Genomic DNA, 15,653 nt, shown 5'->3' with positions numbered 1-15,653 from the left:
CTGTAACCACCCGTGCCCCATCGACACGGCTTGGGAAAAACCTATGTGATAGCGGACACGTTTTCAAGGATTTCGATGGCAAAGGCCTATTGACCGCACCTTTGGCCAGACTTAGCGTTAATTCAGCACTTGGTGAATTACTCGGGGGTTACCGGAGGCAGCCATGTCTGAAGCAGCAATAGAAGCCACGGGCCTGCACATCTCCCGGGGCAGGACAAGGATCCTGAGGGGCCTGGATTTCGCCGTGGCCAGCGGGCGCATCACGGGGCTTCTCGGCCCGTCAGGAAGCGGCAAGACAACACTCATGCGCGGCATAGTGGGGGTCCAGCGGATCACTCGTGGATCCATTAGCGTCCTCGGCCGTCAAGCAGGCAGCGCACCCTTAAGGCACGACGTCGGGTACGTCACCCAAGGTGCCAGCGTCTACTCGGACCTCAGCGTCGAAGCCAACGTCAAGTACTTCGGAGCCATGCACAAGGCATCGGCGACGGACGTGGCGGAGTCGATTGCCGCCGTCGGGCTCGAATCGTTTGCCAAGCAGAAAGCCGGGAACCTCTCGGGTGGGGAGTTCAGCCGCCTGTCCCTGGCATGCGCGCTGGTGGCACACCCTAAGCTGCTGGTCCTGGACGAACCGACAGTGGGTTTGGATCCGGTACTGCGTGCGGAGTTATGGGAGCGGTTCGTTGACATGGCCGCTGGCGGAACAACGCTCTTGGTTTCCAGTCATGTGATGGAAGAAGCGTCGCATTGTTCCTCGCTGCTGCTTCTGCGGGACGGTCTGCTGCTGGCACAGCTCACACCCGCCGAGCTCGCGGAGCGGGGACGCAGCAACGACCTTGAGCGGGCGTTCCTGAACATGATCAAAGACGCCGAACGTGGCCCGGACAGCGGACACCCAGCAAAGAAAAGCCAGGTGGCATCATGAATCTCCGGATGACCTTTGCCACCACCGCCCGGGTCCTGGATCAACTGCGGCACGATCACCGCAGTGTGGCGCTCATTATGGTGGTCCCTGCGCTGCTGCTCACCGCCGTCTATTATCTTTTCGAAAACGAAACACTGCCCCCGGGTTTTCCTCGCACCTTCGACCGCGTTGGCTTGATGATGCTGGCGATCTTCCCGTTCGTCGTAATGTTTCTGGTCACGTCCATCACCATGCTGCGGGAACGAACCTCCGGGACCTTGGAGCGGCTCCTCACCACACCCATCCATAAAGCGGACCTCTTGTTCGGCTACGCCATTGCCTTCTCCATCATGGCCGCGCTGCAGTCCCTGGTGGCGACGGCAGTTGCATATTGGATCTTCAATCTCGACATCAAGGGCAGTCCCGGGTTCGTCGTGATGATCGCGGTCATCAACGCTGTCCTTGGAGTGGCCCTGGGGCTGCTGTGTTCAGCCTTTGCACGCACCGAGTTTCAAGCCGTCCAGTTCATGCCGGTAGTGGTGGTGCCACAGATCCTGCTCTGCGGACTCTTCGTGGCCCGTGAGCAGATGAACGACGTCCTCGAGGCCATCTCCGGCGTCCTTCCCCTCACGTTTTCTGTTGATGCCCTTCAGGAGATCGCAGGAAACGTCGATGCAACTGAAACCCTGTGGCAGGACACCTTGGTGATGGGCGGAATAGTGGTGGGAGTCCTTGTCCTTGCCTCCTTGACGCTGAGGCGGCAGACCTCATGAGCCTGGAACCGCTGCGCCGCGGCCGTCGAAGCGGGAGCGACCATTCGCGCGAAGCCATTCTGGTGGCGGCCCGGAAGTTGTTCGCAGAGCAAGGGTTCGATGGCACGAGCCTTCGGCAAGTGGCGCGGGAAGCCTCGGTGGATCCGGCCATGGTGCATCACTTCTTCAAAGGCAAAGACGAATTGTTCGCCTCCAGCGTAGAGTTGCCTGCCGACCCTGACGAGGTCCTGGCAGGCGTTGAAACCCTGGAACCGGAAGCGAGGGCAGAAGCACTTGTCCGTGCCGTAGTCCGGTTGTGGGAGAGCCCGGCGCAACCCGGCTTGGTTGCATTCGTCCGGGGAACCATCGGATCCAAGGCCAAAACAGCACTGCTGCGGGAGACCGTGAGCCGGACCATCCTGTCCCGGGTCATGGTGGGCGTGCAAGGTCCTGCTGAGGAAGTCCGCCTGCGTGGCAATCTGGTGGCGACACAAGTGGTGGGACTGATGCTGCTCCGCTATGTGATCCGACTCGAACCTCTGGCGAGTGCTGATCAGGAAGAAGTAGTGAGCCTGGTGGCACCCACCATCCAGCGGTATCTGACCGGGAACCTGGACTCCCCCAAGTAAGTGCCTGCTAGAACAAAACCGTTGCGAACGTACCGACCTGCTCGAAGCCGACTCTTTCATAAGTGGCACGCGCTTTGGCGTTGTAGTCATTGACGTACAGGCTCGTTACGGGCGCAAAGGTGCGTGAGAGATTTACGACGGCGGCCATGTAGCCAGCACTCTGGTGGTGTCCACGCATCTCCGGATTCATCCATACGCCCTGGACCTGCGTGACGTCCTGGGTAACTGCACCCAACTCTGCCTTGAAAACAACGGTCCCGGCAGCGTCGATGTGGACCAGGGAATGACCTTGGCGGATGAGCCCCGCAACACGCCTGCTATAGAAGTCCTGGCCGCCCAGGAACGGCGAGTAGCCAACTTCTTCTTCGAACATTGCGGCGCATGCGGGCAGAATGCGTTCGAAGTCCGTCATCGTGCCGAAGGTCAGCAACGGATTGGCTTCGATGGCCGGACCACCGGAAATAGTCAAAAGGGGCTGCCTGGAACGGACTTCGTGCGCGAAGTGTCCCAACTGCTCAAAACGGGAGTAGAGCGCCAGCACTGTTTCGGCCGGTCCGAAGATGGAGGCGTACCGCCTGCCGGATTGGTGGGCCGCCGTAGCCACATATCCGGTGAGCCCTGGGTCCAGCTGCACCGGGACCAGATTGGCCCCCGCCCAACAGGCTCCAAGGAGGGTGTCGTCGTCGAACACGCCAAAGACGCTGGCGCCTCCGCTGGTGGGCGCTGCCGTTCCTACGCTGTCCAGATGCGCCAGGATGAAGACGTTGGCAACGGGATCTTCGCTGGCAAGCGCGCGAAGGGCCAAGGTGTCGGCACTGCCGAGCACCCTGACCCCCAGGCCTGTCTCGTTACGAGACGCTAACCACGGGGCTACCCTTGACAGCATCTTCGCCATCGGCCTCCCCCATCTCTTCAGCGATACGCATGGCCTCTTCGATCAGTGTCTCAACAATTTCGCTTTCAGGCACTGTCTTGATGACTTCGCCCTTCACGAAAATCTGGCCTTTGCCGTTTCCGGAGGCCACACCGAGGTCTGCTTCACGGGCTTCGCCCGGGCCGTTGACTACACAACCCATGACGGCCACGCGGAGGGGGATTTCCATCCCCTCAAGGCCAGCGGTCACTTGCTCAGCCAAGGTGTACACGTCCACCTGGGCACGCCCACAAGACGGGCAGGACACAATCTCAAGCTTGCGCGGGCGCAGGTTCAATGACTGCAGGATCTGGTTGCCAACCTTGATTTCCTCCACGGGCGGCGCCGAGAGGGAAACGCGGATAGTGTCACCGATGCCGCGGGACAGCAGTGCCCCGAAAGCGGTTGCAGACTTGATGGTCCCTTGGAAGGCCGGACCGGCCTCGGTCACGCCAAGGTGCAGGGGCCAGTCGCCCTTCTCGGCGAGCATCTCGTAGGCAGCCACCATGATGACGGGGTCGTTGTGCTTTACAGAGATCTTGAAGTCGTGGAAACCGTGCTCTTCGAAGAGCGAGGCCTCCCAGACAGCCGACTCCACCAGTGCTTCAGGAGTGGCCTTGCCGTACTTCTTCATGATGCCCGGCTCCAGGGAACCAGCGTTGACGCCAATCCGGATGGACGTGCCGTGGTCCTTCGCGGCTGCCGCGATTTCCTTGACCTGGTCATCGAACTTCCGGATATTGCCGGGGTTCACACGGACCGCTGCGCATCCGGCTTCAATGGCCGCGAAAACGTACTTCGGCTGGAAGTGGATATCTGCGATCACGGGGATCTGGGATTTGCGGGCAATGATCGGCAACGCCTCGGCGTCGTCGGCTGACGGACAGGCAACGCGGACGATGTCGCAGCCCGAAGCCGTCAGTTCAGCGATCTGTTGAAGCGTGGCGTTGATATCCGTGGTGGGCGTGGTGGTCATGGACTGCACGCTGATGGGTGAATCGGAGCCAACGCCAACAGAGCCCACCTTGATCTGCCGCGTCTTACGGCGCGGGGCAAGGACGGGGGGTGGGGCGGCTGGCATTCCCAGGCTGACCGAGGTCACGTGGACTCCTTGGGTTTGGGGTGGATCGTTGTGGTGGAGGACGCCCGGGCTAGGACGCGTGGGCAGCCAGGACGCCGATGATGGGGTCCCATCCGGTGGTGCGGATGCCGGCTATGACTCCGGCTTCGGCAAACGGATCCTGCTTCAGGAGGTCATTGAGTTCGGCTTCATCTGCTGACTTGAAGATGAGCAGAGCGCCGGCACCGTCACCGTAGGGTCCACTCGCAAGCAGCGTGCCATCCTCTGCGAGGTCGCCCAGCCAGGCCCGATGCGCCGGGCGGGCTTCGTCGCGGAGGGCGCCGGATTCGGCGACGTATACATACTCAACAGCGAAAACAGTCATGAAGCTAGCCTATCCCGCCGCGTCCGATGATCCGCCATCCATTCCAGCTCACGCTGCCGGCTCCAGCCCACCCTGGGGGCCCGGTGTGGGAATCTCAGCCAAAGATATTCACCGGCTTGACGATGTCCGCGTAGATCAACAACGCGCCCATGGCCATCAGTAGCGCGGCCACCACATACGTGGCAGGAAGGAGCTTTGCGATATCAAAAGCACCCGGATCCGGCTTTCCCCTCAGCCTGGCCACTTGACGCCTGGCCCCCTCATACAGCGCACCTGCCACGTGGCCGCCGTCGAGAGGCAGCAGGGGTACCAGGTTAAAGATGGCCAGCGCGAAGTTCAGGCCAGCAAGCAGACCTACCAACGTTCCGATTCGTGCTTGGAGCGGTACCTCTTCCATCGCAGCGACTTCGCCGGCCACCCGACCGACGCCAACCACACTGATGGGGCCGTTCGGATCCCGGGGTTCCTCGCTGAAGGCGGCCTTCGCCACACCCACCACGCGGGCAGGCAGGTTAAGGATTACTCCCGAAATCTGCTTGATGTTCTCCCCCGCCATGGGAAGAACCGACGACGCCGGCTGGGGAACCAAGGCGCTCTGCGCGCCGATTCCCAGGAAACCAACCTCCTGGTACTTCAGCACGCCATTGGCGTCCTGCTCCTGGCGTCCATCGGCACCCACAACCGGCCGCGAGGACAAGACTGGGGTAACGGTGGTGGAAACTTCCGAGCCGTTGCGTTCAACGGTGATGGGTACCTCCCTACCCGCCGAGGCCCGGATCCAGCCGGTGAGTTCATCCCAGCTGGTGACGGTTTTGCCGTCGAAAGTCTTGACGGTGTCGTTCGGCTGCAGCCCGGCAGCTGCCGCGGGCGTTGGCTTGCAGTCCGCTGAATCAGGATCCACCGTTTTCCCCGCAGCGACCTGGCACTTTGAGACGTCCGCGATGGTCGTGGTGGCCGTGGCAACGCCAAAACCCATGAGCAGGATGGCAAGGAGAACCAAACCGATCAGCATGTTCATGGCCGGACCGCCGAGCATGATGATGATCTTCTTCCAGACCGGCAGCTTATAAAAGACCCTGCCTTCGTCCCCGGGGCCTACTTCTTCGTGCGCGACGGAACGGGCCTCGCTGGCAAGTGTCTGGAACATACCCGTGCTGGAGGGACGTACCCCACCATCTTCTTTGTTGGGCGGGTACATGCCGATCATGGCCACGTAGCCACCCAACGGAAGGGCCTTGAAACCGTACTCCGTTTCGCCCTTCTTCCTGGACCACAAAGTGGGTCCAAAGCCAATCATGTACTTGGTCACGCGCACCTTAAAGAGCTTGGCGGGGACCAGGTGGCCAACCTCGTGCAAGGCAATGGACACTGCGACGCCAAGGGCGACGAAGACGACTCCGAGGATGAAAAGAAGGACGGGACTCATGCCGACGGGACTGCTTCCATAGGGTTTTCTTTGCTGGGTTTCTTTACTAAACGGCGCTGTTGGCTAAACGATCGTGGGTGCGTGTGCGTGCCCAACTCTCAGCATCCAGCACGGACTCCACCGTAAGCTCCGAAGAACCTGAATGTTCACTGAGGACGGACTCCACCGTGTCCACGATGTCCGTGAAACGGATGCGACCGGCGTGGAAAGCCTCCACGGCTTCCTCGTTGGCCGCGTTGAAGACGGCAGGATAGGTGCTGCCCTGCTTCGCGGCCTCTTTAGCGAGCTCCACTGCCGGAAAGGCAACCGAGTCCAGTGGTTCGAACGTCCAACTTGTGGCTTGGGTCCAGTCGCATGGCTGGGCAGCCTTGGGAACCCTCCCCGGCCAGCCCAGCCCCAGGGCGATGGGAAGCCGCATGTCAGGCGGCGACGCCTGGGCGATGATGGACCCATCCACAAACTGGACCATCGAGTGGACCACCGACTGTGGATGGACCACGACGTCGATCCTGTCCAGGGGTACGTCGAACAGCAGATGCGCCTCGATCACTTCAAGGCCCTTGTTAACGAGGCTCGCCGAGTTGGTGGTGACCATGAGGCCCATATCCCAGGTGGGATGCGCCAGAGCCTCGGCCGGTGTGACATCGTGAAGCTGCTCACGGCTGCGGCCCCGGAAAGGTCCGCCGGACGCCGTGAGAATCAACTTCTCCACCTCCTGCTCAGTACCCGAACGCAGGCACTGGGCGATGGCCGAATGTTCGGAATCGACAGGCACAATCTGGCCGGGGCGGGCAGCTGCTTTCACCAGTGCACCACCGACAATCAGCGACTCTTTATTGGCGAGCGCCAAGGTGGCACCGGATGCCAGCGCGGCCAGGGTTGGCGCCAGGCCAATGGAGCCAGTGATGCCGTTGAGAACGACGTCGCATTCCACTTCGGCGATGCGGGTGGACGCGTCCGGTCCAACGAAGATTTCCGGGGAAAAGTTGCGCAAACCAATTCGGGCCGCCGCGGCGTCAATCAGGTTCTGCAATGCTTGTGGATCGCCGTGGGCAATGCCTACGGCCAACGCCCGCGTGTGCACAGCTTGATGGGCAAGCAATTCCAGGTTCCCACCGCCGGCGCTCAGGGCCACCACTTCGAAAAGGTGCGGGGCGCCGTCGACGACGTCAATCGCCTGTGTGCCGATGGAACCGGTGGACCCGAGGATGACGATCTTGCGCTGCTGCATTGCTTAAGTATCCCAGCAGCCGCAGAAGGGTGCGAACGTAGCACCCGGGTAAGTGGATAACCTGCTTGACCACTTCTTTCCCGCGCGTAACGTGGAATTGTGGAGTGGCTGGTCTGGTCTGGCGCGCAGGACTGGTTTGACGCGCGAAACTACGAATTCGCGCGGCAGGTATTGCAACGCGGTACTGCCGCCCTTTATCTGGTTGCGTTCCTCTCCACCATGAACCAGTTTCCTGCACTCCTTGGCGAGCACGGCCTGCTTCCCGTCCCGTCATTCCTTGACATAGCGCGCCGCCTCGCCCGGCCCACTCTCTTCCAGTGGCGGTACTCGGATGCCTTGTTGCGCACGGTCTGTTGGGTGGGAATTGCCATGTCCGCCTTGCTGGTGTTGGGCTTACCGCAGCTGGGCCCACCGTGGCTGCCGATGCTGGCGTTCCTCACCCTCTGGTTCCTGTACATGTCGATCGTGAATGTGGGCCAGACGTTCTATGGCTTTGGCTGGGAGATACTGCTGCTGGAGGCTGGTTTCACCGTAGCTTTCCTTGGCTCGGACCAGGTTCCGCCACCCACCACCATCCTGATCCTGGTTGCGTGGCTGGTGTTCCGGCTTGAGTTCGGTGCGGGAATGATCAAAATCAGGGGCGGCCGTGAGTGGCGCGACCTTACGGCGATGTTCTATCACCACGAGACGCAGCCGATGCCCGGACCGCTGAGCCGGCAGGCCCACCTCCTCCCCCGTCCGTTGCACAAAGTGGAAGTGGTGGGAAACCACTTCGCGCAGTTGGTGGTTCCGTTCTTCCTGTTCGCGCCCCAACCGCTGGCCAGCATCGCGGCAGGAATAATCATCGTGACGCAGCTTTGGTTGGTGGGCAGCGGTAATTTTGCCTGGCTGAACTGGATGGCGATCGTTCTCGCCTTCGCGGCAGTGAGCGATCCGGTGGCGCATGCGGTTCTTCCCGTTATCCCGCTCGAGTGGCACACAGGTGCCGAAACTCCGGTGTGGTGGCTCGTCGTCGTACTTGCCGTGACGGTCCTTTTGCTGGTCCTCAGTTACCGCCCCCTCCTGAACCTCTTCTCACGCCAGCAACTAATGAATGCGAGCTTCAACCGCTGGCGCCTGGTCAATGCCTATGGTGCGTTCGGTACTGTGACGAAGCAGCGGATCGAGATCGTCGTTGAAGGCACTATGGCTGAAGAGCCAGATGCAGCTGACGAGCACTGGCTGGAGTATGGCTTCAAAGGCAAGCCCGGGGACGTGCGCCGCCTCCCGCGGCAGTGGGCGCCGTATCACCTCAGGCTTGACTGGCTCATGTGGTTCCTGCCGCTGCGGACCGTCCACGAGGGGTGGTTCTACACCTTCCTGGAGAAGCTGTTGGAGGCAGACAGGCCCACTCTTGGGCTGCTTCGCCATGACCCGTTCGACGGCGAACGCCCGCGTTGGGTGCGTGCGCGCAGCTATCTTTACCGTTTCGCCAGCCGTGCGGAGTTCCGTGGCACGGGTGAGCGTTGGGTGCGGGTGTTACTGTATGACGCCATTCCGCCGGTCTCACTTACGCCTCGACGGCGGCGGCTCCTTTAGCGTTGCCTAACCTGGCCCCGGACGCCCGCACGCCCGGACACGGGCGGTGGCGCTGTGGATTCACGGACCACCAGATGCGTAGCCAGCTCCACCCGGCGGGAGTCGATGTCCTCGCCATGGACCTGGCGGAGGATGAACCGAAGGGCCGAACGGCCCATCTCCTGTAGTGGCTGTGACACGGACGTCAGGGGTGGAACGGATTCTTCCGCTTGGTGTGTGCCGTCAAAACCGACGAGGCTCATGTCCTCCGGAATCCGGATGTTCTGCCTTCGCGCTTCAGCCAGGACACCCAGCGCGATGCTGTCACTTCCAGCGAATATTGCCGTGGGCGGATCCTCAAGTGCCAGCAGGGCCTTCATGCCTCGCACACCGTTCTCGGGCCTGAACGCGCCGGAGGAAACATAGTCGTCGTCCACGGTGATGCCCTCTGCCATGAGGGCCGCCATATAGCCGTGGAGCCGCGCCTGGCTGCATTCCGCCGTGGCCGGTCCGCCTATATAGGCGATCCTGCGGTGTCCCAACCCGAGCAGGTGGGTAGCTGCGGCCTTGCCTCCGGCCCAGTTGCTCGCGCCCACGCTGAAGACGTCTGCCGGTGGCGGGTTGAGGGGGTCCACCACCACGATCGGGATCCGGCGGCGTTGGAAGGCTTCCAACTGTGCGGAGCCAAAGGCGGAAGTGACCACGATCATTCCGCTGCGGCCTTCGTCGATGATGCGTTGGGCACGCTCCTCGGGTCCCAAAGGTGACGCCGTTTGCCTGCTGGTCACCGAGAGGATGACCTCCATGTCCGAGACCGCAGCGTGCTCCATGACCCCGTTGAGGACTTCTACGGAGTAGGCCGAGTTCAGGGAGTCGAAAACCACCTCAACGGACTGCCGGGCCGGAAGGCTTTTGCGTTGGAGGGGCGACTTGTATCCGCTGCGCTGCAAGGCCGCCAACACGCGTGCCCGGGTTTCCTCGGCCACGTCCTCCCTGCCGTTCACCACCTTGGAAACCGTCGGCGCTGAAACACCCACCTCTTTGGCCACGGCTGCCAGTGTGAGCTTAAGCGGACGTTGCTCGCGTTCCATGATCCCCCTGCTTTCGAAATATTTCGGCTTGCTTCGAGTATGGGGGACGGGGGTGGAAAGCTCAAGATTGCTGCAGTTACAGGCCGACAAGAACAAACGCGGCCCTTGACGTGTGATGGAATGCACTTTAGTTTAGACCGTGACCTAAACAGCATTCGCGAAATATTTCGGTATTTTTCGATACGTGGTCACTCCTTTTGGGAGATGGGCACCGCAAGGTGCCCAACGAGGCGACTACACATGGAGAAGCAATGAAGCAGTTCCAATCATCACGGCGTTCTTTTCTGGCTCTAGCGGCAGTTACACCCTTCGCAGTCATGGCAACCAGTGCCTGCGGTACGTCCGGACCGGGCAGCGCGAGCGGAGGAGGCGCCAGCATGTGGTTCCTCTCCGGTGAGCCGAACCAGACCACCATCCAGAAGGCCGTCGATGCTTTTGGTTCGTCGAATCCCGACAACAAGATTGCTGTCACGTACTTCCAGAACGATGCTTACAAGACGAAGATCAAAACCGCGATCGGCGCCGGCCAGGCCCCAACCATCGTTTATGGATGGGGTGGCGGGACGTTGAAGACCTACGCCGAGGCCAACCAGGTGGAGGACCTGACCAGCTGGTTCGAGGCCAACCCGGATCTAAAAAACAAGTTCTTCCCCGCTTCCTTCGGTGCAGCCACCGTCAACGGCAAGATCTACGCCCTCCCCAACCAGTACGTGGCGCCTATCGTCCTGTTCTACAACAAGGAGCTCTTTGAAAAGGCCGGGGTGCAGCCACCCAAGACCTGGGACGACATCATGTCGCTGGTAAAGACCTTCAACGATATGGGCGTTGCCCCGTTCTCCCTGGGCGGTCAATCCCGCTGGACCTCCATGATGTGGCTGGAATACCTGCTGGACCGCATCGGAGGGGCCGACGTATTCAAGGCGATTTTCGAAGGCCAACCCAATGCCTGGATGGATCCGGCCGTGATCGAAACGGGTACCAAGATCCAGGAACTGGTATCCGCCGATGGCTTCATCAAGGGCTTCTCCTCCATTACGGCGGATTCGAAAGCGGATCAAGCGTTGTTGTTCACGGGCAAGGCAGCAATGTTGCTTCAAGGCTCCTGGACGTACGGACCCATGAAGAAGGAAGGCCAAAACTTCGTCCAGGACGGAAAACTGGGCTTCGTCACCTTCCCGACGATCCCGGGAGGCAAGGGAGATCCGAAGAATGGCGTAGGCAATCCCGCCCAGTACATGTCGATTTCGGCCAAGGCCACCGACAAGGAAAAGGAAACGGCTAAGAAGTTCTTCAAGGACGGCATCATGACGGAAACGGTCATCGACGCCTACATCAACTCCGGTTCGGTCCCGATCGTCAACGGAATTGAAGACAAGCTCGCAACGTCCCCGGACAAGGACTTCCTGAACTTCGTCTACGACCTCGCCAAGAATGCCCCGAACTTCCAGCAGTCATGGGATCAAGCCCTGAGCCCCACTGCGGCCGAGGCCCTGCTTAACAACATCGACCAACTCTTCCTGAAGTCGATCACGCCACAGCAGTTCGCCGAGAACATGAATGCCACCCTGGGCAAATGAGCTCAACAACCACTCACAGGGCTGCCACTGCATCGCGGAAAATCGAGCAGACCGGGCAGCAAAAATCTGCCCTTGCATGGCTGACGGTGCCGGCTTTGATCTTCTTCGTGGTGTTCGCACTTGCGCCACTGGTAGGTGTCCTCGTTCTGAGCTTCGCCAACTGGGACGGCATCGGCGCCATCGGAGCAGCCGGTCTGGAGAACTGGTCCTCGGTTCTCAGCGATCCCGGACTGTACAACGCACTAGGCCTGACTTTCCTGATCATGATTGTCTCCTGGCTGGTTCAGACTCCCATCAGCCTTCTCCTGGGAGTCTTCACGGCTGGCACGCAGCGTTACAGGGCTGCCCTGGCGGTGTTGTACTTCCTGCCGCTTCTCCTCTCCTCCGCGGCAGTTGCCATCGCGTATAAAGCACTGTTGGACCCTAACTTTGGCCTGGCGGTGGGGCTGGGTTTGCCCTTCCTGGCACAAGACTGGCTCGGCGTCCCACAGTTGGCATTGGGCTTGGTCATCTTTGTGATCGCCTGGCAGTTCGTGCCCTTCCATACGCTCATCTACCAAGGTGGTGTCCGGCAAATCCCCAAGTCCCTGTACGAGGCTGCACAGATCGATGGTGCGGGAATCATCAAGCAGTTCTTCCACATCACGCTTCCGCAGCTGAAATACACCATCATCACCTCGTCCACCCTGATGGTTGTCGGATCGCTGACGTACTTCGACCTCATCTTCGTCCTGACCGGCGGCGGACCGGGCAACTCCACCCGCATCCTGGCGCTGGACATGTACTTGCGCGGCTTCCGGGCCAACCTGATGGGCCCGGCAAGTGTCATCGCGGTCATCCTCGTCGTCATCGGCCTTGTCCTTGCCTTGTTCCTCCAGCGCCTTGGGGGCAAGGACAAGCAGGGCAGCCAATTGGAAGGTTTGTAAGGTGAGCACTGTCCTTCAAAGCGATTCGAAAACCGCTCCGGCCACTCCCCCGGGCCATTCCATCAAGGCCAAGCAGAGCCTCGGTTCACGGGTGAAGCGGCTGAACATTCCCGGAGGCCTTGGCGGTTGGATATGGCTGGCCATCATCATTGTGCCGATCTACTACATCGTCATCACCAGCCTGAAGACGTCCGAAGGGTACTTTGGGCAGAATCCGCTGGCCCTCCCGACGGCACCTACCTTGGAGAACTACCAACTGGTTCTCGAGGCCAACTTCGCTACGTACTTCATGAACAGCGTGATCGTCACGCTAGGCTCCGTGATCCCCACGGTATTGATCTCCTTCATGGCTGCCTTCGCGATTGTTCGTGGCCGCGGCCGTTACCTGAAGTTTGTGAACGGCATGTTCCTCATGGGCTTGGCGATTCCGCTCCAGGCAACCATCATTCCGATCTACCTGATGATCATCCGGCTGAACCTGTACGACAGCCTCCTTGCCATCATGCTTCCCTCCATAGCGTTCGCCATTCCTTTGACGGTCCTGATCCTCTCCAACTTCATCCGCGATGTCCCGAACGAATTGTTCGAGTCAATGCGCCTGGATGGCTGCAGTGATTGGCAAACGATGTGGAGGTTGGCGCTGCCCTTGACCCGTCCGGCGATCGTAACCGTGGCAATTTACAACGGCCTGCATGTCTGGAACGGATTCCTGCTGCCCCTGGTACTCACCCAAAGCCCGGGACTGCGTGTCCTCCCGTTGGGACTGTGGACTTTCCAGGGCGAGTTCAGTGTCAACATCCCCGCCGTGCTTGCCTCCGTCGTCCTGAGCACCCTGCCAATCCTGGTGATTTACGTCCTCGGACGCCGTCAGTTGGTCAGTGGCCTTACCGCAGGCTTCAGCAAGTAGCCAGCTGCTAGCCAAGTGCCAAGTCAGACAAGAAAGGACTTTCACATGTCAGAACCGAAACGCCTCCGCGTGGGCATGGTGGGCTATGCCTTCATGGGCGCTGCCCACTCGCATGCCTGGCGGACGGCCCCGCGATTCTTCGACCTCCCCCTGGTACCTGAACTGACTGCCGTCGCCGGCCGCAACCCGGACGGCGTGCGTGCGGCTGCCACGAAGTACGGCTGGGATTCCGTGGAAACCGACTGGCGCCGCCTGATCGAGCGCGATGACATTGACCTCATCGATATCTGCACCCCCGGAAACACGCACGCCGAGATCGCCATCGCCGCCTTGGAAGCGGGCAAGCACGTGCTCTGCGAAAAGCCACTGGCCAATTCAGTGGAAGAGGCAGAGAAAATGACGACGGTTGCCCAGGCGGCAGCCGAGCGCGGCGTACTCTCCATGTGCGGATTCAGTTACCGCCGCACTCCGGCTTTGGCCTTGGCTAAACGGATGGTGGAGGAAGGGCGCCTGGGCGACATCCGCCACGTCCGGGCGCAATACCTGCAGGACTGGCTCAGTGACGCGGATGCGCCGCTCACGTGGCGCCTGGACAAGTCCAAGTCCGGCTCCGGTTCACTGGGCGATATCGGCGCCCACAGCATCGACGCCGCACAGTGGATCACCGGCTCCACCATCACCGGCGTCTCGGCCCTGCTGGAAACCTTCGTGAAGGAACGCCCCGTGGGCGGTGACTTCGTGGGCCTCGGTGGGCGCGGCGGTTCGGACGCTCCCAAGGGCCCGGTCACAGTGGACGACGCCGCGCTGTTCACCGCTCGGTTTGCCGGAAAGCACGACGACGGTGCTGCCGCCGGCACCGATTCCGGCGCTGTTGCAGGGCCCATCGGCATCTTCGAAGCCACGCGTTTTGCCCTGGGCCGGAAGAACGCAATGCGCCTGGAGCTCAACGGGACCAAGGGCTCACTGGCTTTCGACTTCGAGGACATGAACTCGCTTCAGTTCTACGATTCTGCGTTGGAACCTGATGCCGGATTCCGCAAGATCATTGTCACCGAACCGTCACACCCGTATACGGGCAATTGGTGGCCCACCGGGCACGGCCTTGGCTACGAGCACGGATTCACCCACCAGGTGGTGGACCTGGTGAATGCCATCGGCGCCGGGGAGCAGCCCTCGCCGTCGTTCGCTGATGCCTTGCAGGTTCAAAAGGTGCTGGCCGCCGTTGAGGCGAGCGCGGGCAACGCGAGCCGCTGGCAGAACGTCTGAGAGGAATCATCATGACCCGACCCATCACCCTTTTTACCGGCCAGTGGGCCGACCTGCCGTTTGAGGAAGTAGCGCGCCTGGCTGGCGAGTGGGGCTTCGACGGCCTGGAGATTGCCTGCTGGGGCGATCATCTGGATCCCCGGCGCATCGTCGAGGACGACTCGTATCTTCAAAGCAGGCTGGACATCCTGGAGAAGCACAGCCTCTCGGTCCACGCGATCGCCAATCACCTCACCGGACAAGCAGTGTGCGATGACCCCATCGATGAACGTCACCGGGACATCCTGGCCCCAGACGTGTGGGGCGACGGCGATCCTGAGGGCGTCCGTCAGCGTGCTGCCGAAGCGATGAAGACCACGGCACGTGCGGCGGCAAGGCTTGGCGTGAAAACCGTCACGGGGTTCACTGGCTCGTCCATCTGGAAGTGCGTTGCGATGTTCCCGCCGGCTTCAGAAGGCATGATCGAGCGCGGCTACCAGGACTTCGCAGACCGTTGGAACCCCATTCTGGATGTCTTTGACGAGGTAGGAGTCCGTTTTGCCTTGGAAGTCCATCCTTCGGAGATCGCCTACGACTACTGGACGGCCAAACGCACACTGGAAGCGATCGGGCACAGGGACAGTTTTGGCCTGAACTTTGACCCCTCCCACTTCATCTGGCAGGACCTGGACCCGGTGATGTTCCTCCAGGACTTCGCGGACAAGATCTTCCATGTCCATGTGAAGGAGTCCGTGCGCCAACTCAATGGACGCAACGGTCGCCTTGGATCCCACCTGCCCTGGGCGGATCCGCGCCGTGGCTGGGACTTCGTCACCGCAGGCCATGGCGACGTGAACTGGGAACCCATTTTCCGGACGCTCAACTCGATCGGGTATGCCGGACCCACCAGCGTCGAATGGGAAGACGCGGGTATGGACCGGCTGATCGGCGCTCCGGAAGCGTTGGACATGGTCCGCCGACTGGCTGCTATCCGGCCCCCGGCAGCAGCTTTCGATGCCGCCTTCGCCGCCCGCTGAACGCGCTTTCGAA

15 protein-coding genes are annotated in these 15,653 nt (G+C 61.1%); 9 read left to right on the top strand and 6 right to left on the bottom strand.

Annotated elements, in window-relative coordinates; translation table 11 throughout:
• Positions 1-163 precede the first annotated feature (163 nt).
• From LDN90_RS07425 to LDN90_RS07415, 3 genes are read left to right on the top strand one after another with little or no spacing between them, the layout of a single operon-like run.
• A complete protein-coding gene (locus LDN90_RS07425; RefSeq protein ID WP_223948537.1) occupies positions 164-925 on the top strand; it encodes an ABC transporter ATP-binding protein in 762 nt (253 codons plus the stop codon).
• An 8-nt stretch (positions 926-933) separates the two neighbouring features.
• Positions 934-1,677, top strand: a complete 744-nt coding sequence (locus LDN90_RS07420) for an ABC transporter permease (RefSeq protein ID WP_223949264.1) — start codon at positions 934-936, stop codon at positions 1,675-1,677.
• Positions 1,674-2,285 (top strand): TetR family transcriptional regulator, encoded by a 612-nt coding sequence (locus LDN90_RS07415; protein WP_223948536.1) that lies wholly within the window; start codon positions 1,674-1,676, stop codon positions 2,283-2,285. Before LDN90_RS07420 ends, LDN90_RS07415 begins: the two co-directional genes overlap by 4 nt.
• Before the next feature lie 7 nt (positions 2,286-2,292).
• Here the strand turns inward: LDN90_RS07415 and LDN90_RS07410 are convergent, their stop codons facing one another.
• The 5 genes from LDN90_RS07410 to dxr all read right to left on the bottom strand — a co-directional run bounded on the left by LDN90_RS07410 (position 2,293) and on the right by dxr (position 7,300).
• A complete protein-coding gene (locus LDN90_RS07410) occupies positions 2,293-3,171 on the bottom strand; it encodes a GNAT family N-acetyltransferase (RefSeq protein ID WP_223949263.1) in 879 nt (292 codons plus the stop codon).
• Entirely contained in the window at positions 3,134-4,300 is a 1,167-nt protein-coding gene (ispG, locus tag LDN90_RS07405) for a flavodoxin-dependent (E)-4-hydroxy-3-methylbut-2-enyl-diphosphate synthase (RefSeq protein WP_216925300.1), read from the bottom strand. The genes LDN90_RS07410 and ispG overlap by 38 nt, the downstream gene beginning before the upstream one ends.
• A gap of 49 nt (positions 4,301-4,349) precedes the next feature.
• Complete coding sequence (locus LDN90_RS07400; protein ID WP_216925301.1) at positions 4,350-4,643, bottom strand: YciI family protein; 294 nt, start codon at positions 4,641-4,643, stop codon at positions 4,350-4,352.
• 94 nt (positions 4,644-4,737) lie between these two features.
• Positions 4,738-6,069 (bottom strand): site-2 protease family protein, encoded by a 1,332-nt coding sequence (locus LDN90_RS07395; RefSeq protein ID WP_216925302.1) that lies wholly within the window; start codon positions 6,067-6,069, stop codon positions 4,738-4,740.
• A 46-nt stretch (positions 6,070-6,115) separates the two neighbouring features.
• Positions 6,116-7,300, bottom strand: coding sequence for a 1-deoxy-D-xylulose-5-phosphate reductoisomerase (gene dxr / locus LDN90_RS07390; RefSeq protein ID WP_223948535.1), 1,185 nt, complete (start codon positions 7,298-7,300; stop codon positions 6,116-6,118).
• Between the two features lie 108 nt (positions 7,301-7,408).
• Here dxr and LDN90_RS07385 point away from each other — a divergent pair, with 108 nt between their 5' ends.
• Positions 7,409-8,878 (top strand): lipase maturation factor family protein, encoded by a 1,470-nt coding sequence (locus tag LDN90_RS07385; RefSeq protein WP_223949262.1) that lies wholly within the window; start codon positions 7,409-7,411, stop codon positions 8,876-8,878.
• On the opposite strand, the gene LDN90_RS07380 is transcribed toward LDN90_RS07385, so the two are convergent.
• Entirely contained in the window at positions 8,875-9,948 is a 1,074-nt protein-coding gene (locus LDN90_RS07380) for a substrate-binding domain-containing protein (protein WP_223948534.1), read from the bottom strand. The two genes, LDN90_RS07385 and LDN90_RS07380, sit on opposite strands and share 4 nt — an antisense overlap.
• 251 nt (positions 9,949-10,199) lie before the next feature.
• On the opposite strand from LDN90_RS07380, the gene LDN90_RS07375 reads away from it, so the two are divergent.
• Genes LDN90_RS07375 through LDN90_RS07355 form a run of 5 tightly spaced genes read left to right on the top strand, consistent with a single transcriptional unit; the run spans position 10,200 to position 15,640 of the window.
• Positions 10,200-11,525 (top strand): extracellular solute-binding protein, encoded by a 1,326-nt coding sequence (locus tag LDN90_RS07375; protein WP_346347004.1) that lies wholly within the window; start codon positions 10,200-10,202, stop codon positions 11,523-11,525.
• Positions 11,522-12,451, top strand: a complete 930-nt coding sequence (locus LDN90_RS07370; RefSeq protein ID WP_216925306.1) for a sugar ABC transporter permease — start codon at positions 11,522-11,524, stop codon at positions 12,449-12,451. The genes LDN90_RS07375 and LDN90_RS07370 overlap by 4 nt, the downstream gene beginning before the upstream one ends.
• Before the next feature lies 1 nt (position 12,452).
• A complete protein-coding gene (locus tag LDN90_RS07365; protein ID WP_216925307.1) occupies positions 12,453-13,358 on the top strand; it encodes a carbohydrate ABC transporter permease in 906 nt (301 codons plus the stop codon).
• Between the two features lie 45 nt (positions 13,359-13,403).
• Positions 13,404-14,624 carry a Gfo/Idh/MocA family oxidoreductase gene (locus LDN90_RS07360; RefSeq protein ID WP_223948532.1) on the top strand — a complete coding sequence of 407 codons (1,221 nt, stop codon included), beginning with the start codon at positions 13,404-13,406 and terminating at the stop codon, positions 14,622-14,624.
• 11 nt (positions 14,625-14,635) lie between these two features.
• Positions 14,636-15,640, top strand: coding sequence for a sugar phosphate isomerase/epimerase family protein (locus LDN90_RS07355; RefSeq protein WP_223948531.1), 1,005 nt, complete (start codon positions 14,636-14,638; stop codon positions 15,638-15,640).
• The last annotated feature ends 13 nt before the right edge of the window (positions 15,641-15,653 follow it).

The sequence above is a fragment of the Arthrobacter sp. NtRootA1 genome (genome assembly GCF_019976975.1).
GTDB lineage: Bacteria > Actinomycetota > Actinomycetes > Actinomycetales > Micrococcaceae > Arthrobacter > Arthrobacter aromaticivorans.
Note: the sequence above shows the minus strand (reverse complement) of the source record. Positions and strands in the feature narration are given on the sequence as shown.